General features: G+C 74.2%; 13 protein-coding genes and 4 pseudogenes. 4 read left to right on the top strand and 13 right to left on the bottom strand.

Translation table 11 applies throughout. From position 1 onward, the window contains the following. Positions 1 to 2: 2 nt before the first annotated feature. From ACFF45_RS26210 to ACFF45_RS26170, 9 genes are all read right to left on the bottom strand, one after another. Positions 3 to 530 (bottom strand): GNAT family N-acetyltransferase, encoded by a 528-nt coding sequence (locus ACFF45_RS26210; protein ID WP_381348932.1) that lies wholly within the window; start codon positions 528 to 530, stop codon positions 3 to 5. A gap of 253 nt (positions 531 to 783) precedes the next feature. Next, on the bottom strand, positions 784 to 1,632 hold the full coding sequence (locus ACFF45_RS26205; RefSeq protein ID WP_381348931.1) for a GNAT family N-acetyltransferase: 849 nt from the start codon (positions 1,630 to 1,632) through the stop codon (positions 784 to 786). A gap of 623 nt (positions 1,633 to 2,255) precedes the next feature. Then, positions 2,256 to 3,413, bottom strand: coding sequence for a flavodoxin-dependent (E)-4-hydroxy-3-methylbut-2-enyl-diphosphate synthase (gene ispG, locus ACFF45_RS26200; RefSeq protein WP_381348929.1), 1,158 nt, complete (start codon positions 3,411 to 3,413; stop codon positions 2,256 to 2,258). 169 nt (positions 3,414 to 3,582) lie between these two features. Next, positions 3,583 to 4,887: a M50 family metallopeptidase gene (locus ACFF45_RS26195; protein WP_512701203.1), complete on the bottom strand. Its 1,305-nt coding sequence runs from the start codon at positions 4,885 to 4,887 to the stop codon at positions 3,583 to 3,585. Further along, positions 4,884 to 6,164: a 1-deoxy-D-xylulose-5-phosphate reductoisomerase gene (gene dxr / locus ACFF45_RS26190; protein ID WP_381348927.1), complete on the bottom strand. Its 1,281-nt coding sequence runs from the start codon at positions 6,162 to 6,164 to the stop codon at positions 4,884 to 4,886. The genes ACFF45_RS26195 and dxr overlap by 4 nt, the downstream gene beginning before the upstream one ends. A 225-nt stretch (positions 6,165 to 6,389) precedes the next feature. Then, entirely contained in the window at positions 6,390 to 8,321 is a 1,932-nt protein-coding gene (locus tag ACFF45_RS26185; RefSeq protein WP_381348926.1) for an acyl-CoA dehydrogenase family protein, read from the bottom strand. Positions 8,322 to 9,075: 754 nt separating this feature from the next. After that, positions 9,076 to 10,521 (bottom strand): aldehyde dehydrogenase family protein, encoded by a 1,446-nt coding sequence (locus ACFF45_RS26180; RefSeq protein WP_381348925.1) that lies wholly within the window; start codon positions 10,519 to 10,521, stop codon positions 9,076 to 9,078. 160 nt (positions 10,522 to 10,681) lie between these two features. After that, on the bottom strand, positions 10,682 to 12,244 hold the full coding sequence (locus ACFF45_RS26175) for a PucR family transcriptional regulator (protein ID WP_381348923.1): 1,563 nt from the start codon (positions 12,242 to 12,244) through the stop codon (positions 10,682 to 10,684). 123 nt (positions 12,245 to 12,367) lie between these two features. After that, the gene (locus tag ACFF45_RS26170; protein WP_381348922.1) at positions 12,368 to 14,488 is read right to left on the bottom strand and encodes an ATP-binding protein; all 2,121 of its coding nucleotides are present in this window, start codon (positions 14,486 to 14,488) and stop codon (positions 12,368 to 12,370) included. A 273-nt stretch (positions 14,489 to 14,761) separates the two neighbouring features. On the opposite strand from ACFF45_RS26170, the gene gabT reads away from it, so the two are divergent. Next, positions 14,762 to 16,096: a 4-aminobutyrate--2-oxoglutarate transaminase gene (gene gabT / locus ACFF45_RS26165; protein WP_381348920.1), complete on the top strand. Its 1,335-nt coding sequence runs from the start codon at positions 14,762 to 14,764 to the stop codon at positions 16,094 to 16,096. A gap of 487 nt (positions 16,097 to 16,583) precedes the next feature. Then, a complete protein-coding gene (locus tag ACFF45_RS26160) occupies positions 16,584 to 17,225 on the top strand; it encodes a phosphatase PAP2 family protein (RefSeq protein ID WP_381348945.1) in 642 nt (213 codons plus the stop codon). Positions 17,226 to 17,292: 67 nt separating this feature from the next. On the opposite strand, the pseudogene ACFF45_RS26155 reads toward ACFF45_RS26160, so the two are convergent. The 3 pseudogenes from ACFF45_RS26155 to ACFF45_RS26145 form a co-directional block, all read right to left on the bottom strand. Beyond that, positions 17,293 to 17,590 (bottom strand): annotated as a pseudogene (locus tag ACFF45_RS26155) (hypothetical protein); the annotation flags it as partial. A 152-nt stretch (positions 17,591 to 17,742) separates the two neighbouring features. After that, positions 17,743 to 17,934 (bottom strand): annotated as a pseudogene (locus ACFF45_RS26150) (ABC transporter permease); the annotation flags it as partial. 4 nt (positions 17,935 to 17,938) lie between these two features. After that, positions 17,939 to 18,473, bottom strand: a pseudogene (locus ACFF45_RS26145) (aldehyde dehydrogenase family protein); the annotation flags it as partial. Positions 18,474 to 18,678: 205 nt separating this feature from the next. On the opposite strand from ACFF45_RS26145, the pseudogene ybiA reads away from it, so the two are divergent. After that, positions 18,679 to 19,247: pseudogene (gene ybiA / locus ACFF45_RS26140) on the top strand (riboflavin biosynthesis intermediates N-glycosidase). Positions 19,248 to 19,402: 155 nt separating this feature from the next. Here the strand turns inward: ybiA and ACFF45_RS26135 are convergent. After that, the gene (locus ACFF45_RS26135; RefSeq protein WP_381348919.1) at positions 19,403 to 20,317 is read right to left on the bottom strand and encodes a DUF4190 domain-containing protein; all 915 of its coding nucleotides are present in this window, start codon (positions 20,315 to 20,317) and stop codon (positions 19,403 to 19,405) included. Between the two features lie 196 nt (positions 20,318 to 20,513). Between ACFF45_RS26135 and ACFF45_RS26130 the strand changes: the two genes are divergently transcribed. Continuing rightward, positions 20,514 to 21,596, top strand: coding sequence for an adenosine deaminase (locus ACFF45_RS26130; RefSeq protein ID WP_381348917.1), 1,083 nt, complete (start codon positions 20,514 to 20,516; stop codon positions 21,594 to 21,596). Positions 21,597 to 21,616 lie beyond the last annotated feature (20 nt).

Here is a 21,616-nt window from a genome sequence, read left to right as displayed (position 1 = left end):
GGTTAGCGGCGCAGTGGCAGCGGAGCGCCCATGACGGCGTACGGCTTGGGAGCGCTGGGGAAGTGGACCTGGCGGGCGAGGTCCTGGTAGCCGAGGGAGTGGTAGAGGCCGCGGGCGGGGCTGTCGGTGTCGATCGCCGAGAGGATGGAGCGGGGTTCGGCGGCGGTGTCGGTGATCGTGGTGATCAGGGTCCGGCCGATGCCGCGCTTCTGGTGGTCCGGGTGGACGTGCAGCTCGGTGATCACGAAGGAGTCGTCGAGCCAGTCGTCGTGGCCGCGGGCCCGCAGGTAGGGCTCGACGACGGTGGACCACCAGTGGGTGCGGTCGTTGGGCATGCCGTAGACGAAGCCCACGAGGCGGCCGCCCGCGGTGGCGCCGAGGGCGCGGGCGCCGGGGTAGGTCATGTGGCGCAGGACGATCTGGCGGCGGACGGCCACCTCGTCGGGCCCGAGGCCGAAGGCCGCCGCCTGGACTGCGAGGGCCTCGTCCACGTGGGCGGGGAGGTCCAGGGGGCCGATGACGAGGTCCATGGCGGGGAGCTTACAGGGGGGTTTCGGCGGTCCGCGGAGCGCGGGGCGCCGTCGGCCGGTCGCGCGGTCCCGTGCGCCCCGGGGGTGGCCAGTGCCGCGGCGGGCAGCGTTCGCCCGTGGAGGAGCGGCGTCCGGTGCGTGCTCTCGCCGCACCGGCCGGAAGCCCTCGTACGGGACGCACTCGGGCTTCCGGCCGGTGCGGCGACAGTGCCTGCCGGGCGTCGCGACGGGGCGAACGTCGCCTGCCGCGGCACTAGAACAGGACGCTCATGAAGGCGCCGACCTCGCGGAAGCCGACCCTGCGGTAGGTCCGCCGCGCCGCCGTGTTGTAGTCGTTGACGTACAGGCTGACCACCGGGGCGACGTCGGCGAGGGCGTAGCGCAGGACGGCTGCCATGCCGGGGGCCGCCAGGCCCCTGCCCCGGTACTCGGGGGCCACCCAGACGCCCTGGATCTGGCAGGCGCGGTCCGTCGCGGCGCCGATCTCCGCTTTGAAGACCACCTTGCCGTGCTCGTCGAGGCGGGCGAAGGAGCGGCCGGCGCCGACGAGTTCGGCGACCCGGGCCTGGTAGAGGAGGCCGCCGTCGCCGGCCAGCGGGGAGACGCCGACCTCCTCGGTGAACATGGCGACGCAGGCCGGCATGATCGTCTCCATCTCGTCCTTGCGGACGCGGCGGACGTGCGGGTCCGGCGCGATGCCGGCGGGCATGCGGTCGGTGACCATCAGGGGCTGGCGCGCGCGCACCTCGCGGGCGGGGCCCCAGTGGGGTTCGAGCAGGCGCCAGAGTTCGGCGGTGGATTCGGCGGGGCCGACCACGGAGGAGCAGCGGCGGCCGGCCCGGCGGGCGCGGTCGGCGAAGGCGCGGATCGCGCGGGGGGTGGCGCAGACGGGGACGAGGTTGGCGCCCGCGTAGCAGAGTGACGTGAGCATGCCGTCCTCGTACCAGCCCCACATCTCGCCACCGAGCCGCCAGGGGTCGAGGCCGGCGACCTGGACCCGGGAGGTCACGAAGGCGTTGGCCACCGGCTCGCGGTCGAGGACGGCGAGTGCGGCGTCCAGGTCGCTCGGTTCGAGAACCCGGGAGGTGGTCTGGGTCAACACGTGTGGGGGCCTCACAGTGGGATCGCCGGGGCAGCCGGTCTCCGCACTGTACCCGCGGAAGCCGGGCGGCGCCGAGTCGTATGGGGGGCGCTCGTTCTTCGGTGGCCCGGGGTGGGGGCGCGTCGGTCGGCCCGGGATGGGCGGCCGGCGGTTTCCTGTGGCTGGTCGCGCGGTTCCCCGCGCCCCTGAAGGGCGTTGCTCGGGCCGCGACGCCACAACGACGGTTCAACCGCCGACCCGGGGCAGGCGGCCGACCGCTCGCCGGAGCCAGGCACACAGTCCCCCGCGCCCCCGACAGGCGCTGCTCAGCCCGCCACGCCACAAGGACAGTTGAAGCGCCGACCCGGGACGGGCGGCCGACCGCTCGCCGGAGCCAGGCACACAGCTCCCCGCGCCCCCGACAGGCGTTGCTCGGGCCGCGACGCCACAACGACGGTTCAACCGCCGACCCGGGGCAGGCGGCCGACCGCTCGCCGGAGCCAGGCACACAGTCCCCCGCGCCCCCGACAGGCGCTGCTCAGCCCGCCACGCCACAACGACGGTTCAACCGCCGACCCGGGACGGGCGGCCGACCGCTCGCCGGAGCCAGGCACACAGCTCCCCGCGCCCCTGAAGGGCGTTGCTCAGCCCGTGACCGAGACGGACGGTTCGCCCGAGGCCGTGCCGTCCGCTTCCATCTGCTCGGCCAGCTTCATGGCCTCCTCGATGAGGGTCTCGACGATCTTGGACTCCGGGACGGTCTTGATGACCTCGCCCTTGACGAAGATCTGGCCCTTGCCGTTGCCGGAGGCGACGCCGAGGTCGGCCTCGCGGGCCTCGCCGGGGCCGTTGACGACGCAGCCCATGACGGCGACGCGGAGCGGGACCTCCATGCCGGTGAGGCCGGCCGTGACCTCTTCGGCCAGCTTGTAGACGTCCACCTGGGCGCGGCCGCAGGACGGGCAGGAGACGATCTCCAGGCCGCGCTGGCGGAGGTTCAGCGACTCCAGGATCTGGATGCCCACCTTGACCTCCTCGGCGGGCGGGGCCGAGAGGGAGACGCGGATGGTGTCGCCGATGCCCTCGGAGAGCAGGGCGCCGAAGGCGACCGCCGACTTGATCGTGCCCTGGAAGGCGGGGCCGGCCTCGGTGACACCGAGGTGCAGCGGGTAGTCGCACTGCGCGGCGAGCTGGCGGTAGGCCTCGATCATGACGACCGGGTCGTTGTGCTTGACGGAGATCTTGATGTCCCGGAAGTCGTGCTCCTCGAAGAGCGAGGCCTCCCACAGCGCGGACTCGACCAGGGCCTCCGGGGTCGCCTTGCCGTACTTCTGCAGCAGGCGCCGGTCCAGGGAGCCGGCGTTGACACCGATGCGGATCGGCGTGCCGTGGTCCTTGGCGGCCTTGGCGATCTCCTTGACCTTGTCGTCGAACTGCTTGATGTTGCCGGGGTTCACCCGGACCGCCGCGCAGCCCGCCTCGATCGCCGCGAAGACGTACTTCGGCTGGAAGTGGATGTCGGCGATGACGGGGATCTGCGACTTGCGGGCGATGGTGGCGAGGGCGTCGGCGTCGTCCTGGGTGGGGCAGGCGACCCGGACGATCTGGCAGCCGGAGGCGGTCAGCTCGGCGATCTGCTGGAGGGTGGCACCGATGTCCGAGGTGCGGGTGGTCGTCATCGACTGGACCGAGACCGGCGCGTCCCCGCCGACCGGCACCGACCCGACCTGGATCTGCCGGCTCTTCCGGCGCTCGGCGAGCTTGGTCGGAACGGACGGCATGCCGAGAGAAATCGCAGTCATCTGCTGTGCAACCCCAAGTCGTGGATCAAGATCCGGTCCCGTCAGCAGCGGGCTCCAGGCTTCGAGATTACGGCACGCCCTCGGACGCCAGCACCTCCCGCCCGGTAAACCCACTCGATGGAAGGCGGCCCGGCGTACGCCCTGCCGGGCCGCCGCCAACTCCGGGCGACTAGGAGATTCTCACCGGGTTAACCACGTCGGCGATCAGCACCAGGATGGTGAAGCAGACGAAGATCCCGGCCACCACGTAGGCCACCGGCATCAGCCTGGCCACGTCGAACGGGCCCGGGTCGGGCCGGCGCAGCACCCGTGCCACGTTCCGCCGCAGCGACTCCCACAGCGCGCCCGCGATGTGCCCGCCGTCGAGCGGCAGCAGCGGGAGCATGTTGAACAGGAACAGGGAGAGGTTGAACCCGGCCACCAGCATCAGGGCCATCGCCAGCTGCTGGGTCGGCGGGATGTCGAGGGTGAAGATCTCACCGCCGACGCGGGCCGCGCCGACCACGCCCATCGGGGAGTCGGGCTCGCGCTCGGCACCGCCGAAGGCGGCGTTCCACAGGGCCGGGATCTTGCCGGGCAGGGCGGCGAGCGAGTCGACGGCCTCGACGACCCGGTCGCCCATCCACACCAGGGAGTCGCCGAAGTCCTGGCGGACGACGCCGGTGGCGGCGCTGAAGCCGAGGAAGCCGGCGGTGACGTACTCGCCCTGGACGATCTGGCCCCGGGAGTCCTTCTTGGCGACCTGGTTGGAGGCGATCGTCGCCGTCAGGGTGACCTCGCGGCCGTCCCGCTCGACGACGACGGGCACCTCCTCGCCCGGGCGGGCGCGGATCAGGTCGGAGAGCTCGTTCCACTCGTCGGTCCGCACGCCGTCGAAGGAGACGATCGTGTCGCCGGCCTTCAGGCCGGCCGCGGCGGCCGGGGAGAGCTCGTCCTCGACGGTGCACTTGTCGCGGTTCTCGCTCTGCGCGATCACGCACTGGGAGACCGAGCTGACCGTGGTGGTCTGCTGCGAGATGCCGAAGCCCATGAGCACGACGAGGAAGAGGGCGACCGCCAGGACCAGGTTCATGAACGGGCCCGCGAACATCACCACGACCCGCTTCCACGGCTTGCGGGTGTAGAACATGCGGGTCTCGTCGCCGGGCCGGAGCTCCTCGAAGGCGGCCGAGCGGGCGTCCTCGATCATGCCGCGCCAGGGCGAGGTGGAGCGGGCCTCCACCCGGCCGTCGGGGCCGGGCGGGAACATGCCGATCATCCGGATGTAGCCGCCCAGCGGGATGGCCTTGACGCCGTACTCGGTCTCGCCCTTGGTGCGTGAGAAGAGCGTGGGGCCGAAGCCGACCATGTACTGCGGGACACGGATGCCGAAGAGCTTCGCGGTGGACAGGTGCCCCAGCTCGTGCCACGCGATCGAGATCAGCAGGCCGACCGCGAACACGACTATGCCGAGGATCATCATCAGGGTCGTCATGCACGCGCCTCCGCGGTGACTGTCTGCACTGTATGTCCGGTCTGGGCCGTCAGTTCCCGGGCCCGGGCGCGGGCCCAGGCCTCCGCTTCGAGGACGTCCGGCACGGTGAGCGGGGTTCCCGAGCCGGGGACGCCGTGTTCGTCGACGACCCGGGTGACGGTCTCCATGATCCCGTTGAACGGCAGCGCGCCGCGCAGGAACGCGTCCACGCACTCCTCGTTGGCGGCATTGAACACCGCCGGGGCGGTCCCCGCGAGCTCTCCGACGTGCCGGGCGAGGCCGACCGACGGGAAGGCGTCGGTGTCCAGGGGGAAGAACTCCCAGGCCGACGCCGTGCTCCAGTCGAAGGCGGGGGCGGCGTCGGGGACCCGCTCGGGCCAGCCGAGGCCGATGGCGATGGGCCCCCGCATGTCCGGGGGCGTCGCCTGCGCGATCGTGGATCCGTCCGTGAACTCGACCATCGAGTGGACGTACGACTGCGGGTGCACGACCACCTCGATGCGGTCGAAGGGGAGGTCGTACAGCAGGTGCGCCTCGATGACCTCCAGGCCCTTGTTGACCAGGGTCGCGGAGTTCACCGTGATCACGGGGCCCATGGCCCAGGTGGGGTGGGCGAGGGCGTCCTCGACGGTGACGTGCGCCAGTTCGGCCTTGGTCCGGCCGCGGAAGGGGCCGCCGGACGCGGTGACGACGAGCTTGCGCACGTCCGCGCGGGTGCCCGCGGCGAGCGCCTGGAAGAGCGCGGCGTGCTCGGAGTCGACCGGGATGATCTGACCGGGCCGGGCCAGCGCCTTGACCAGCGGGCCGCCCACGATGAGCGACTCCTTGTTGGCGAGCGCCAGGGTGCGGCCCGCCTCCAGGGCGGCGAGGGTCGGGGCGAGGCCGATGGAGCCGGTGATGCCGTTGAGCACGGTGTGGCACTCGGAGGCGGCCAGCAGGGTGGCCGCCCGCGGGCCGGCGAGGATCTCCGGGAGCGGCTCCCCGCCGCCGTACTGGGCGCTCAGCGCCTCGCGCAGCGCCGGTACGACGTCCTCGCGGGCCACCGCGACGGTCCGCGCCCGGAGCCGGTACGCCTGCTCGGCGAGGAGGCCGACCCGGCCGCCGTTGGCGGACAGGCCGGTGACCCGGAAGCGGTCCGGGTTGCGCAGGACGAGGTCGATGGCCTGGGTGCCGATCGACCCGGTGGAGCCGAGGATCACGACGTCCTTCGGGTCGTCGCCCGGCACCGGGTCGTAGACGAGGTGCGGGTCGGCGAGGGGGGCTGGGCGGTCGCTCATGCCCCCATTGTTGCCGCAACCGGGGTCCGGCCGGAGCAGGGTGCCCCTGGCGCGGGCTCCGGTGCGCCGCACCGCGTCCGTTTCCAGCCGGATAACCCGTTTGCCCCACGTGGGAAGGTGACGTGAGGGTTCGTGACGCGAGCCGCGGCAGGACCGGAGCGTGCCGCCGGCGCGCCCGCCCCCACCCACCCGGCGCGCCCGCCCCCCACCCGGCGCGTCCGCCCCTCACCTGATGGGCCGGTGCACGTTCTCCTTCAGACTCGGGCCGGGGGTCGCGTCCGCGATCCACGGGCCGTCTCCGGACGGGTCCACGACGCCGTCCTCCAGCCACGCGTAGGTGCCCGCCAGGACGTTCCCGACCACCTTGCGGTCGAGGTCGTCGGTGTTGGTCCACAGCCGGCCGAAGAGTTCCTCGACGCGGATGCGGGACTGGCGGCAGAAGGCGTCGGCGAGCTGGTAGGCCTCGCGGCCGTGTTCGCCCCGCGCGCGCAGGAGTTCGGCGCGGACGCAGGCGGCGCTCATCGCGAACAGCTCGGCGCCGATGTCCACGATCCGGCCCAGGAAGCCCTGCTTGGTCTCCATCCGGCCCTGCCAGCGGGACATCGCGTAGAACGTGGACCGGGCCAGCTTGCGGGAGGCGCGCTCGACGTAGCGCAGGTGCGGGGAGAGGTCGACGCCGTGCCGGAACTCGCCGTAGGAGGACGGGAGCTGCCCCGGTCCGGCCACCAGCTTGGGCAGCCACTTGGCGTAGAAGGCGCCGGCCTGCGCGCCCGCCCTGGCCTTGTCCTGGAGGGACTTGTCCGGGTCGATCAGGTCACCGGCGACCGAGAGGTGGGCGTCGACCGCCTCGCGGGCGATCAGCAGGTGCATGATCTCGGTGGAGCCCTCGAAGATGCGGTTGATGCGCAGGTCCCGCAGCATCTGCTCGGCGGGCACCGCCCGCTCCCCGCGCGCCCGCAGCGACTCGGCGGTCTCGAAGCCGCGGCCGCCGCGGATCTGCACCAGTTCGTCGGCCATCAGGCAGGCCATCTCCGAGCCGTACAGCTTGGCGAGGGCGGCCTCGATGCGGATGTCGTTGCGGTCCTCGTCGGCCATCTGGGACGACAGGTCCACCACGGCCTCCAGCGCGAAGGTGGTGGCCGCGATGAAGGCGATCTTGGAGCCGACCGCCTCGTGCAGGGCGACCGGTTTGCCCCACTGCTCGCGGGCGGCCGACCACTCCCGGGCGATCTTCAGGCACCACTTGCCGGCGCCTACGCACATCGCGGGCAGCGACAGCCGGCCCGTGTTCAGGGTGGTGAGGGCGATCTTCAGGCCCGCGCCCTCCGGGCCGATCCGGTGCGCGGCCGGCACCCGCACCCGGTGGAAGCGGGTGACGCCGTTCTCCAGGCCGCGCAGGCCCATGAACGCGTTGCGGTGCTCCACGGTGACGCCCTCGGCGGCCGCCTCCACGACGAACGCCGTGATGCCGCCCGCGTGGCCCTCGGACTTCGGCACGCGGGCCATCACGACCAGCAGGTCGGCGACCACGCCGTTGGTGGTCCAGAGCTTCACGCCGTCGAGGACGTAGTCGTCGCCGTCCGGGACCGCGGTGGTGGCGAGCCGGGCCGGGTCGGAGCCGACGTCCGGTTCGGTCAGCAGGAAGGCGGAGATGTCGGTGCGGGCGCAGCGCGGCAGGAAGGTGTCCTTCTGCTCCTGGGTGCCGAAGATCTTCAGCGGCTGCGGTACGCCGATCGACTGATGGGCGCTCAGCAGCGCGCCGACGGCCGGGCTGGCGGAGCCGACAAGGGCGAGGGCCTTGTTGTAGTACACCTGCGTCAGGCCCAGCCCGCCGTACTTCGTGTCGATCTTCATGCCGAGGGCGCCGAGCTCCTTGAGCCCGTCGATCACGTCGTCGGGGATCCGCGCGTCCCGCTCGATGAGGGCGGAGTCGATCTTCGTCTCGCAGAAGTCGCGGAGCTTGGTGAGGAACTCCTCGCCGCGCTGGGCGTCCTCGTCCGGGGGCAGGGGGTGGGGGTGGACCAGGTCGAGGCGGAAGCGCCCGAGGAAGAGTTCCTTGGCGAAGCTGGGCTTGCGCCAGTGCTGTTCCCGGGCCGCCTCCGCCACCTGGCGGGCCTCACGTTCGGTGACGGTGGGCCGGGTGGGAGCTGCGGACATGACGCTCACCTCGCCGTGAAGAAGGATCAAGGTCCGATGTGGTTACCGACGGGTGCTACCCGTTCGTATGTACCCGATCCCGGACCCGGCCACCACCCCGAGCGCGGCCGTCCGGCCGGGCCCGGCCCCGCGGTGGCGGTGTGCGGCGGCACCTGCGGGGGGCGGTGCGGGTACGTCCGTCCGGGCGATGGCCCGGGCCGGTGGGCCCGCGTCGCTCCGCCGGTACGTCCGCCCCGTACGACCGCCCGGACGACCCGCCCGTATGCCCGTACGTCCCGCCCCACGCCGTCCCCGCCCCGCACGTCCGCATCCGCGCCGTCCGGCCCCGCACGTCCGCATCCGCGCCGTCCCGTCCGCACGTCCGGCCCCGCACGTCCGCATCCGCGCCGTCCGATCCGCACGTCCCGCCCCGCACGTCCGCATCCGCGCCGTCCGGCCCCGCACGTCCGCCCCCGCACCTCCGCATCCGCGCCGCCCCGTCCGCACCTGCCCAAGGGCCCGGCGAGGGCACCTCCCCGTCCGCCCTCCTCCCAGGAGCACCCCGCGTTGATCGGCCTGCCGGAAACCGGCCCGAGGCCGGCCTCGCGGCCGGACGGGGTCCGGGTCCGGACCAGGCCGGCGCACCGAGGGGCCAGGCACCGGGAGGCACCGGTGCCGGGCCCCTGCCACGACGACGGGCCGCGAACGGCTCGCGCGGGTACGGCAACGGGCGGAGCCCCCGCACAGTGGGCTCCGGCCGTCGGTCCCGGAAGGGTCAGAGTGCCAGGCCGGTGAGGACCAGGACGCGCTCGTAGGTGTAGTCGTCCATCGCGTGGCGCACACCCTCACGGCCCACGCCCGACTGCTTGGCGCCGCCGTACGGCATCTGGTCGGCGCGGTAGGAGGGGACGTCGCCGATGACCACGCCGCCGACCTCCAGCGCGCGGTGGGCGCGGAAGGCGGCCTGGAGGTCGTGGGTGAACACGCCCGCCTGGAGGCCGTACTTGGAGTCGTTGACGGCGGCGAAGGCCGCGGCCTCGCCGTCCGCCTCCTGCACGGTCAGCACCGGACCGAAGACCTCCTCGCAGGCGAGGGTGGCGCCGGCCGGTACGTCGGTGAGGACGGTCGGCGCGTACGAGGCGCCGTCGCGCTCCCCGCCGACGAGCAGCCGGGCGCCCGTTCGGACCGCCTCGTCGACCCAGGACTCGACGCGCTTGGCGGCGTCCTCGCTGACCAGCGGGCCGACGTCGGTCTTCGGGTCGGCGGGGTCACCGGTGGCCTGGGCCTCGACGGCGGCGACGACGCGCGGCAGGAGCCGGTCGTACACCGACGCGTCGGCGATCACGCGCTGCACCGAGATGCAGGACTGGCCGCCCTGGTAGTTGGAGAAGGTGGCGATGCGGTTCGCCGCCCAGTCCAGGTCCTCGTCGCTCGCGAAGTCGGCGAGGACGACGGCCGCGCCGTTGCCGCCCAGCTCCAGGGTGCAGTGCTTGCGCGGCACCGAGTCCATGATCGCGTAGCCGACCTTCTCGGACCCGGTGAAGGAGATGACCGGCAGGCGCTCGTCCTGGACCAGGGCGGGCATCGCCTCGTTGGGCACCGGCAGGATGCTCCAGGAGCCGGCCGGCAGGTCGGTCTCGGCGAGCAGGTCGCCGATGATCAGGCCGGACAGCGGGGTGGCGGGCGCCGGCTTGAGGATGATCGGGGCGCCGGCGGCGATGGCCGGGGCGACCTTGTGGGCACACAGGTTGAGCGGGAAGTTGAAGGGCGCGATGCCGAGGACGACGCCCTTGGGGAAGCGGCGGGTCAGGGCGAGCCGGCCCTGGCCGCCGGCGTCGGTGTCCAGGCGCTGGGCCTCGCCGCCGTTGAAGCGGCGGGCCTCCTCGGCGGCGAACCGGAACACCGAGACCGCCCGGCCGACCTCGCCGCGCGCCCACTTGATGGGCTTGCCGTTCTCGGCGGAGATCAGCTGGGCGATCTCCTCGGTGCGCTCCACCAGCCGCTTGCTGACGTGGTCGAGGGCGGCGGCGCGGACGTGTGCCGGGGTGGCGGCGCACTCGTCCCGCACCGCGTACGCGGCGGCCACGGCCTCCTCGACCTGGGCGTCGGTGGGCACGCTGACCCTGCCGACGAGCCGGCCGTCCCACGGGGAGGTGACGTCGAAGGTGTCCTGGCCGGTGGCCTGACGGCCGGCGAGCCAGAAGGCGTGGGTGGAGGTCATGTGAGTTCCCGGCCCCTTCCGCGTTGAGGTGTCTTGGAGTACGGCGTTCCCGGTCAACGGTAGGGGTGGGGGGCGTGTGGCGCGGTTGTCCGATCCGTAGCAGTGGCGGGCCGGGGTACGACGCTTTGGCCTGCTCGGCTGCCCGGTGCGGGGCGATCGGCTACTCCGTCGCCGTCGCCTTCAGCGCCAGCCACAGCTCCATGCGGACGTCCGGGTCGTCCAGCGAGCGTCCGAGGATCTCCTCCACGCGCCGCATCCGGTACCGCAGGGTGTGCCGGTGGACGCCGAGGTCGGCGGCGGCCGCGTCCCACTGGCCGTGCCGGGACAGCCAGGCCCGCAGGGAGGCGACCAGGTCACCGCGCCCGGTGGCGTCGTGCTCGTGCAGCGCGCGCAGCAGGCCGTCCGCGAAGGCCCGGACCGCGTCGTCGGCGAGCAGCGGAAGCACCGACCCCGAAGCCAGCTGCTCGTGCTCGACCAGCACCCGGCCCCGGCGGCGCGCCACCGACAGCGCCTGCTCGGCCTGCTTGTAGGCGGCGGCCGCCGCGCTCGGGCCGGCCGGCGCCGACAGGCCGACGACCAGGTCGTCCTCCTCGCCCGCCGACGGCTCCTGGCCGGCCCGGGCGGCCTCCCGCGCCGCCGCGTGCTCCCCGCACGCCGCCACCGCCGCGCCGCCGTCCGCGGCCAGCACCACCAGCCGCTCCCCGTCCGGGACGACCAGCACCGACTCCCCCGACCGGGCCGCCGCCGCCTCCACCGTCTCGGCGATGCCCGCGTGGCCGGAGGCGCCCTCGGCGAGGACGATCCGGTAGGGCGCGTCGAGGAGGCCGCCGTACAGGTCGCCGGCGGCGGCGCGGGCGTGGTCCGGCTGGCCGGCGACCAGCATCCGCAGCACCGCCGCCCCGATCCGCTGCTCGGCGGCCTGCAGGGAGCGGGAGCGTTCGGTGGTCAGGGTGAGCAGGGCGATGGCCGAGTGCAGGGCGTACCGCTCGGCGGTGCCGAGGGCGGCGGCCGTGCCGACCGCGAGGGCGGCGCGGGGGCGGCGGCCGGTGCCGATGGTGTGCAGCTCCACGCGGTCCTCGTGTTCGGGTCCGCCCACCACCGAACTCGCCGGGGCCGGCCGGTCCCGCAGCCGCTCCACGTCCGCCGTCAGCCGTGCGGCCCGGCGGCCGGCCCACTCCGGTGCGGCCGCGGCGACGGCACCGGAGGCGTCGTAGAGCGCCGCCCAGCCGTCGATCTGCGCGGCCAGCGCGGCGAGCAGGCCCTCGGGGCCCTCGCCCAGCGCCTGCCTGGTCAGTTCCCGCTGGGCCGCGAAGCCCGCCGTCACCGCCCGGTACTGGTCGGCGGCGATGGCGGCCGACACGGCCTTGGTGATGGCGAGGAAGGGGGTGCGGCGGGGGACCTCCAGCAGCGGCAGGCCCTCCCCGCGGGCCGCGTCGAGCAGTGCCTGGGGGATCTCGTCGTAGTTCACCCCGACCGCGAAGCCCAGTCCGACGACCCCCGCCCCGGCCAGCCGCTTGACGTAGCGCCGCATGACGTCGGGATCCTCCGCGTCCAGCTTGAGCGCGGTGATCAGCAGCAGCTCCCCGCCCTCCATGTACGGCACGGGGTCGGCGAGCTCGCTGACGTGGGCCCAGCGCACGGGCACGTCCAGGCGGTCCTCGCCCGCCCGCACGGTGAGCTTGAGCGCGGAGTGGCGGACGAGGGAGGCGAGCGTCGGGGGCATGGTGCCTTCAGGTCGGTCGGCGATGGCCGGGAGGTCGGCTGATCGTGGTGATCATTTGGCCGCCACGTATGAACGACCTGTGTCGATTCTGCCTCACTGTACGGTCCCGGCACTCCCGAACGCTCAGTCGCGCAGATCCACCAGCAACGGCGGCGCGTGCTCGCCCTGCACGGTCGTGAGCGACAGCACGGCATGCCCGGGCGGCACGGCATGCGCCAGCTCGGACGCCGACCACCGCTCCCGCTCGACCTGCCGCACGGTGACCGCCCGCGCGGTCGGCGCCTTGCCGGTGATCACCCGGCGCAGCATGTGCACGGCCTTGCCCGCCGGGGTCTCGGCGATGATCTGCCGGTCGGTGACGTCCCGGGTCTCGGTCCACTCCTTGCCCCACACCTCGGCGAAGTCCTGCCCGTCCCACGGGGTGAGTCCGGACAGCGCGACCCGGCATCCGGTGGCGCCCAGCAGCGGGCTGCGCAGCGGGCGCGGTACGTCGTCCAGGGTGCGCAGCGTCAGCACGGCCCCGGCATGCGCCGAGCGCAGCCGCTGGATCCCGCGGACCGCCTCCGGCGTCACGACGCCGGTCGCGTCGTCCAGGATCAGGCAGGCGAACAGCGACCGGTCCTCCCGGGCCGCGACGCTGGCCGTGAACTGGGCGAGGACCAGGCGCGCCAGGATTCGGGAGGCGTCTGCGTGGCCGCGCTCGGGCAGGTCGATGCGGACCCGCACGGGGTGGTCGAGGGCCCTGAGGGAGAACGGCCGGGACTGTCCGGACGTGTCGAAGAAGCCCGCGAAAGCGGGGCGGTCCAGCAGCGCCACCCGGTCGGCGAGCACGCCGCCCACGTCGCCCGGCCGGCCCAGCTGCCGCTCCCGGGCGTCGAGTTCGCGCAGCAGGGAGTCGTGCCCGGAGTCCTGCAGCGCCACGCGCAACTCGCTCAGCGGTCCGGGCGAGCCGTCGAGGAGCCGGCGCAGTTCCGGTACGGCGGGGAAGCGGCCGTGGACGGCCCGGAACGGACCGAGGAGTTGGGCCAGCACCGTGGTGGAGCGGCGGCTGTCGCTGCCGGGGTGCGCGTCGGCGAGGTCCCCGACCAGGGCCTCGGCCAGTATGGCGGCGGCCTCGTCGGGGTCGGTGGTGCCGCCGTACAGGTCCAGGTCGTGCACGGAGTCGGGGTGCGCGACACGGACGACGACGTCGTAGGCGTCGGCCGGGCCGAGTCCGGCGCCCGCCGCGCCGACCACCACGACGGCGGCCCGCCCGGCGAGCGCGTGCAGGCACAGCGACTCCGCGAGCGGGCGGACGACGGCGCCGGTCTTGCCGGAGCCCGCCGGGCCGACGGCGAGCAGCGAGGTGCCGAGCAGGTCGGGACCGAGGGCGAGGCCGGTGCCCCGGTAGGCGTAGGGGTTGCGGGGGTGGTCGGCGGTGGTGCCGAGCCGGACCTGGCCGGTGACCAGGTCGTGCCGGGCGAGCCGGGCGGGCAGGTCGCGCTCGCCGGAGGGGTGCAGGCAGGCGGCGGCGCCGTCCTTGAGCACCGCGCCGGTGAACGTGGCGAGACTGTGCCGGCCGCTGCGCACGCCCTGCCAGGCGCGGGTGAGCCGGGCGTGGTCGACGTCCCGCATCAGACCGGCGTGGGCGTCGCCCGCGAGCCGGTCGGCCGCGTCGGAGGCGCCGGCGGCGCGGAGCTGGTTCCACCGGGCGGGGTCCTCCGCGGGGGCGGGGGCCGCTTCCTGCGGCCGCGAGCGGCTGAGGCGGGGCGTAACGAAGCGGCGCCAGACCTCGCCCCAGCGGCCGAGCCGGCTGACGGCGACCAGGATGGCCAGGGCGACGAGCACCTGGTAGCCCTGGTACACGAACACGGTGCCGGTCTCTCCGATCTGGCTGTCGCCGCCACGCCAGGAGTCGGGGACGATCAGGTCGAACGGGATCCACCACCAGGTGCCGAGGTAGCCGTTCTGCAGCAGCGACCAGACCAGCCAGCCGACCAGGAAGGCGATCAGCGCACCGGTCAGCAGCTGGCGCGCCGGGAGCTGCTCCGGCTGCTGGTCCGGCCGAGGCCGGTGCCCGAACCGCCACACGCCGGGCGCCGCCTCCGGCCGGGGCGTGCGCAGCCAGGCGAGGAAGGCGGAGCCGTCCGGCCGGGGCGGGGTCGCGGGCATCGGTGGGGGTGGGGAAGCGGACGGTGGGGCCGCTGGGTGTGGTACTGGGTTGGCCTGTGCGTGCCGCGCGTCCCGCGTCCCGTCGCCGTCCATCGCCTTGCCCCCTGACCAGCCGCTCCGTCCACCATCAGCGAGCCAATCTAACGCGCCCGCAAGGGCGGTTCGGCGATCGCGCGCCGACGCGTCCCCGTCTGGCTATGTCCACCGCGGACAACCCGTACCGGCGACACCGCCCACATGGAGCATGCCCACACCCCTGCTCCGGTCCTAGCCTGCGAAGAAACAAGGCAAGCGTCCGAAAACCCCCACCCGGAGCGTCCGGCCCGCCCGGAACACCCGGTACGCAAGATCATCAGGGAGCCCCTCATGACCGCAATCCCGCAGGAGCGCCGCGTCGTCACCGCCATCCCCGGCCCGAAGTCGCAGGAGCTGCAGGCCCGCCGCACCGCCGCGGTCGCCCAGGGCGTCGGCTCCGTACTGCCGGTCTTCACCGCGCGCGCGGGCGGCGGGATCATCGAGGACGTCGACGGCAACCGCCTGATCGACTTCGGTTCCGGCATCGCCGTGACCTCCGTCGGCGCCTCCGCCGAGGCCGTCGTACGCCGCGCGAGCGCCCAGCTCGCCGACTTCACGCACACCTGCTTCATGGTCACGCCGTACGAGGGGTACGTCGAGGTCGCCGAGGCGCTCGCCGAGCTGACGCCGGGCGACCACGCCAAGAAGACCGCGCTGTTCAACTCCGGCGCCGAGGCCGTCGAGAACGCCGTCAAGATCGCCCGCGCCCACACCAGGCGCCAGGCGGTCGTCGTCTTCGACCACGGCTACCACGGCCGCACCAACCTGACGATGGCGCTGACCGCGAAGAACATGCCGTACAAGCACGGCTTCGGCCCGTTCGCCCCCGAGGTCTACCGCGTCCCGGTCGCCTACGGCTACCGCTGGCCGACCGGCCCGGAGAACGCCGGCCCCGAGGCCGCCGAGCAGGCCATCGACCAGATCAGCAAGCAGATCGGCGCGGAGAACGTCGCCGCGATCATCATCGAGCCGGTGCTCGGCGAGGGCGGCTTCATCGAGCCGGCCAAGGGCTTCCTGCCGGAGATCGTGAAGTTCGCCCACGACAACGGCATCGTCTTCGTGGCGGACGAGATCCAGTCCGGCTTCTGCCGCACCGGCCAGTGGTTCGCCTGCGAGGACGAGGGCATCGTCCCGGACCTGATCACCACCGCCAAGGGCATCGCCGGCGGGCTGCCGCTGGCCGCCGTGACGGGCCGCGCCGAGATCATGGACGCCGCGCACCCGGGCGGCCTCGGCGGCACCTACGGCGGCAACCCGGTCGCCTGCGCCGGTGCGCTCGGCGCCATCGAGACGATGAAGGAGCTCGACCTCAACGACCGGGCGAAGCGCATCGAGGCGGTCATGAAGTCCCGCCTCACCGCCATGGCCGAGAAGTTCGACATCATCGGCGACGTCCGCGGCCGCGGCGCGATGATCGCCATCGAGCTGGTCAAGGACCGCGCCACCAAGGAGCCGAACCCGGAGGCCACCGCCGCGCTCGCCAAGGCCTGCCACGCCGAGGGCCTGCTGGTCCTGACCTGCGGCACCTACGGCAACGTGCTGCGCTTCCTGCCGCCGCTGGTGATCGGCGAGGACCTGCTGAGCGAGGGCCTCGACATCATCGAGCAGGCCTTCGCGCGCGTCTGAGCGCCGGCCCGCCCGGTCCGCGCCGCCCGGCAGGGCGTGTGAAGAAGGTGTGCGAGGTGGATGGCGGGTCGGGGATCCGCCTGTCGCACCCGGGACGCCTGTCGTAGGTTCTCCGCAGATGAGAGACACACCCCGCCCGCGGGCAACCGCGGGCGACAGGCCGGCGCCTCCCCAGCTTCGGCCTGGCCGTGCCGTCGCGCACACGACCGGAGCCTTCGGCTCCTGATCTCCTCACCGATCGGACGGTCGCTCGCCCTAGACCCCCCGGGGCGCGCGACGTTCCGGTCAGGACGGCCGCCTGAGAGCGGTACGCCCCGAAAGGGCCGGCGCACACCCCCCCTTGCGCCGGCCCTTCCGCGTGTCCGGCGGACCCCGCCAGAGGTCTGCACCACGGGCGTCACGGCCACCGGCCCGGCTCCCGCGCGGCCGGGCGCCCTGCCAAGCTGTTCCCGTGCCTCCCGTGCCTCCCGTGCCTCCGGTGCCTCCCGTGCTCGTGCCGCTCGCCCTGCCCGCCTTCCTCTTCGCGCTGATCACCTGGCAGGTCGTCGCCGACGGGCCGCTGGTCCGGCTGGACGAGCGGCTCAGCCGCGTGCTGATCCGGCCGGACCGCTGCTCCGAACTCCTGGCCGACCTGGGCGAGGTCCACATCGCCGTCCCCGTGCTCGCCCTGGTCGCGGCGTACACCGCGTGGCGGTCCCGGGGCTCGGGGACGCACCGCTGGTGGCTGCCGGGCGCCGCCGCCGTCGTCCTCATGGCGCTGGTCCCGGCCCTCGTCGTCCCGCTCAAGGAACTGACCGACCGCCCCGGCACCCCGGTCGTCCCGCCGGCCACCGGCTACTACCCCTCTGGTCACACCGCGACCGCCGCGGTGGCCTACGGCTGCGCGACCCTGCTCCTGCTGCCCCGGCTGACCGGCGCCCCCGTGCGCCGGGCCCTCGTGGCCGGCTGTCTCGCCCTCAACCTGGGCGTCGGCTTCGGACTGGTCCGCCGGGGCTACCACTGGCCGCTGGACGTGCTGGCCAGCTGGTGCCTGTGCGCGGTCCTGATCACCGGCTACGTGCTGAGCGTCAGCCGAAGCAGCCGTCGACCGTCCGCTGGAACCCCCGGCCGCCGAACCGGTCCCAGTTGACCGACCAGGCCATCAGACCGCGCGGCGCGTGGCCGACCGGGAGGCAGGCGCCGGCCCGCGGGTCCTGGCCGCCCCCGGCCGTGCGGATGCCCGTGCCCAGCCGGCGGGCCGCGGTGCCCGGCGGTACCGGGAAGTCCATCCGGGCGTCGCCGCAGTCGGCCGGCCCCGGACCGGGCCGGTCGAGCATGCGGGTGAGCACGTCGAGCGTGGGGCAGCCCAGCCATCCGGTGTCTTCGGGACGTGTCAGGCCCTGCCCGCGGGCAGGGCCTGACCTCGAGGGGACTGCGCTCCCACTCCCGGCGGCAGGCCCCGGGGTCCGGTGCGACGGATGCCGGCCACTCGACCGCCGTCTTCGCCCCCGTCATGAGAGGACCTCCCTGTCCACACGGGGACGCTGGTCGCGTCACGGGGAAGAGGGGGGTCTCCCCAGAGCATCGCGCGGGTCCGCGCACCTTTCGGGGGTGACCCGGACCGCACCGGCGCGGCTCAGCTGTCGAAGCCCAGCCCCAGCCGGTCCAGGGTCCGCAATGAACGGCAGGCAGTCGTACGTCGGACCGCACACGACCGCCGGCGGGGTGGCCAGTACCCGGTCCCCGGCGGTGACGCCGAGCCGGCTGGTGACGTCCAGCACGTGCGGGGAGTTCAGGGCGCCGACGACCGGGCCGCCGTCCGCCAGGATCGTCTTCCAGGCGAGGGTGCGGATCAGGAAGCCGGGCCATCAGGAGGGGGTAGTTCCAGGGCGCGACCGAGCCGACCACGCCGAGGGGCTCGCGGCGGACGTACGAGGTGTGGTCGCCGGAGCACTCGCCGGCCGACCGGCCCTGGAGGTGCCGGGCGGCGCCCGCGAAGAACGCGGTGTTGTCGACGGTGCCGGGCACGTCGAACTCGCGGGTCAGCTTCAGCGGCTGGCCGCACTGGAGGGACTCGGCGCGGGCGAAGTCCTCCGCGCCTGCGGCGAGCACGGCGGCGAGGCGGTGCAGCGCGTCGGAGCGCTCACCGGGGGTGGCGCCGGCCCACGCGGGGAACGCCTCGCGCGCGGCGGCGACGGCCGCGTCCACGTCGTCGGGGCCGGCCAGGTCGTAGGGGAGGACCCGCGCGCCGGTGGCGGGTCGACGACCGCGTGGGGCCGGCCCGAGGTGCCCTGCGTGAGGCCGCCCCCGACGTACTGGGCGCCGTCGGCGAAAAACGGTCCTGGGCGGGGAACCGTTCCGGTGTGTTCGTGCCGGTGTCCGTGCCCCGGTTGTGCACGTCGCTCTCCTCCGCCCCCCGCCCCTGTCCCCCGGGGGGCGTAGCTCCAGCCTGAACTGAGTGGCGATCCTGACAGAGGGGCGATCGTCCAACAAGTGATTCCGTTTTTACTCCCTTGTTAACCGACGGGATCTGTCGGCCAGATGCCGAGTCGACACGGAAATGGGGGGACGGAGTGTCAGTGGTGCCTGTCAGACTCCCCTGCATGGAGAGGGTGGGTGGAGTGATCGATTCCCGGGAGACGCTGGTCAGCGCGGTTCGCGCGGGCGCTCGCCTCAGGTATCTGCACTTCTGGGGCACCGGCCGCGGCCGGACGGGCGGGTCGGCGCGAGCTGTCTGAGCCAGTGGTGGCCGTCGCCGTTCACCGTGGACGGCGTGGAGTACGCGACGGCGGAGCACTGGATGATGGCCGGCAAAGCGCGGCTGTTCGCGGACGCGGAGGCGGAGCGGCGGGTGCTGGCGGCCGGGCACCCCGCCGAGGCGAAGAATGCGGGGCGGCTGGTGCGCGGCTTCGACGAGGCCGTGTGGGCGCGCGAGCGGTGCGGGATCGTGGTCGAGGGCAGCGTGCACAAGTTCGCCGCCCACGCCGGTCTGCGGGGGTTCCTGCTGGGCACCGGGGACCGGGTCCTGGTGGAGGCGAGTCCGGTGGACCGGGTGTGGGGGATCGGACTGGCCGCGGACGACGAGGCCGCGGGCGACCCGGAGCGGTGGCGGGGGCCGAACCTGCTGGGGTTCGCCCTGATGGAGGCCCGGGAGAGACTGCGCAGGGGGTGACCCGGGGGGCCGTTGACGCCGGTCGGGGGTGGCCAGGCGCGGGGCTGGTGGACGGGGACGCGGGGGCCGACCGACGCCGGTGAGCGGGGCTCTTCCCGCCCCACCGGCGAAGCCGCCGGCCCCGCGGCGTCGGCTGCCCGGCCCCGTGGCCCCGGCTACGGCGCCAGGACCACCAGGACGCCGAACAGGACGCCCAGCACCAGGCCGACCGCGCCGCAGATGATGCCGGCCAGGGCCTGGCCGGGGTTGGTGGCCTCGCCGCGGTTGGCCTTGGCGCGGCCGATCCCGCCGAAGATCACGGCCAGCGCGCCCAGCAGGATCGCCAGCGGCCAGAGGCAGAAGCCGGCGGCCGCGATGATGCCGACCACCATGCCGGCGGTGCCCAGGCCGTTGCTGGGCTCGGCCGGGCCGCCCGGCCAGCCGTAGTAGCCGGGGGCGCCGTGGGTGTGCTGACCGCCGTGGGCCGGCTGCGGCGCGGGGTAGCCGTAGGACGGCTGGGGCGCGGGGTGGCCGTAGCCGGCCGCCGGGTAGCCGTACGGGACCTGGCCGGGGCCGTCGGGGCCGATGGGCGGGGGCGGGACGTCCAGCGGGCCCGGTGCCGCGGGGCCGGGCGGGGCGAAGGGGCCGCCCAGGGCCGGGTTCGGCGGCGGGAACGGGGCGGGGGCGCCGGTGGCGGGCGGCGCGGCCGGGGCGGCCCACGGCGAGGCGTCCGGAGCCGGCAGCGACGTGACCGTCTGCTGGTCGTGCACGGAGGGCGGCACCGGGGTGCCGGGGCCGCCGCCCGACGCGGCGACGGTGTCGGTGCGGGGGTCCGGGGCCGCCCAGGGGTCGGGCGCGGGCCCGCGGGCGTCCGCCGCGGCCCCCTTGTCCAGCGGGACCCCGGGCGCACCGGCGGCGCCCACCTGGGTGTCCCGGCCGACCTCGGGGATCGCGCCCGCGTCCAGCGGAGCGGCGTCGGCGGCGTCCTGCGGCCACTGCGGCGGCGTCCACGCACCCCCGTCGGAGGCGGCACCGCCGGGTGCCACGGCGTCGTTCTGCGGCGCTGCCGGCGGCTGCGCGTCGTCGGTCATGCGCGGGACCCCCTCTGTCGGACGTTCCGTCATGCTACGGCCCGGACCTGACCGACCGGGTGCCGCCCTCCCCCGTACCGAAACCCGCTCCACTCCCCCTCACCCGCGGCCTACGATGATCCCGAGTCACCGATCAGCCGATCACCCGCGTCCCCGCCGCCACGCGCCGGCCCGGACGCCTTTCCGGGGAGCAGCCTTGACCGACCACGTCACCGCGTCCACGTCCGCCTCGTCCGCCGGGTCCGGCGCCTTCGCCCCGCACGCCTTCATCGCCGGCCTGCCCAAGGCCGAACTGCACGTCCACCACGTCGGCTCCGCCTCCCCCCGGATCGTCGCCGAACTCGCCGCCCGCCACCCCGACTCGAAGGTCCCCACCGACCCCGAGGCCCTGGTCGACTACTTCACCTTCACGGACTTCGCGCACTTCGTCGAGGTGTACCTGTCCGTCGTCGACCTGATCCGCACCCCCGAGGACGTCCGGCTGCTGACGTACGAGGTGGCCCGGGACATGGCCCGCCAGCAGGTGCGCTACGCCGAGCTGACCGTCACCCCCTTCTCCTCGACCCGGCGCGGCATCGATGAGAAGGCGTTCATGGAGGCGATCGAGGACGCCCGCAAGGCGGCCGAGGCGGACTTCGGGACCGTGCTGCGCTGGTGCTTCGACATCCCCGGCGAGGCCGGTGCACAGGCGGCCGAGGAGACCACGCGGCTGGCCACCGACGACCGGCTGCGCCCCGAGGGCCTGGTCTCCTTCGGCCTCGGCGGACCCGAGATCGGCGTACCGCGGCCGCAGTTCGCGCCGTACTTCGCCCGGGCCACAGCCGCCGGCCTGCACTCCGTGCCGCACGCCGGCGAGACGACCGGCCCGCAGACGGTGTGGGACGCGCTGACCCATCTGCGCGCCGAGCGCATCGGCCACGGCACCAGTGCCGCCCAGGACCCCGAGCTGCTGGCGCACCTCGCCGAGCACCGGATCCCGCTGGAGGTGTGCCCGACCTCCAACATCGCCACCCGCGCGGTCCGCACCCTCGACGAGCACCCCATCAAGGAGTTCGCGCGAGCCGGCGTCCTGGTCACCGTCAACTCCGACGATCCGCCGATGTTCGGCACCGACCTCAACGGCGAGTACGCCGTCGCCGCCCGGCTGCTCGACCTCGACGAGCGGGGCCTGGCGGAGCTCGCGAAGAACGCGGTGGAGGCGTCCTTCCTCGACGCGGCCGGCAAGCGCCGGATCACGGACGAGATAGACCGCTACACCGCGGCGTGGCTCGCCCGCTGACGCACCACCACAATGGCCCC

It is taken from the genome of Streptomyces cinereospinus (genome assembly GCF_042430725.1).
Lineage (GTDB): Bacteria > Actinomycetota > Actinomycetes > Streptomycetales > Streptomycetaceae > Streptomyces > Streptomyces cinereospinus.
Note: the sequence above shows the minus strand (reverse complement) of the source record. Positions and strands in the feature narration are given on the sequence as shown.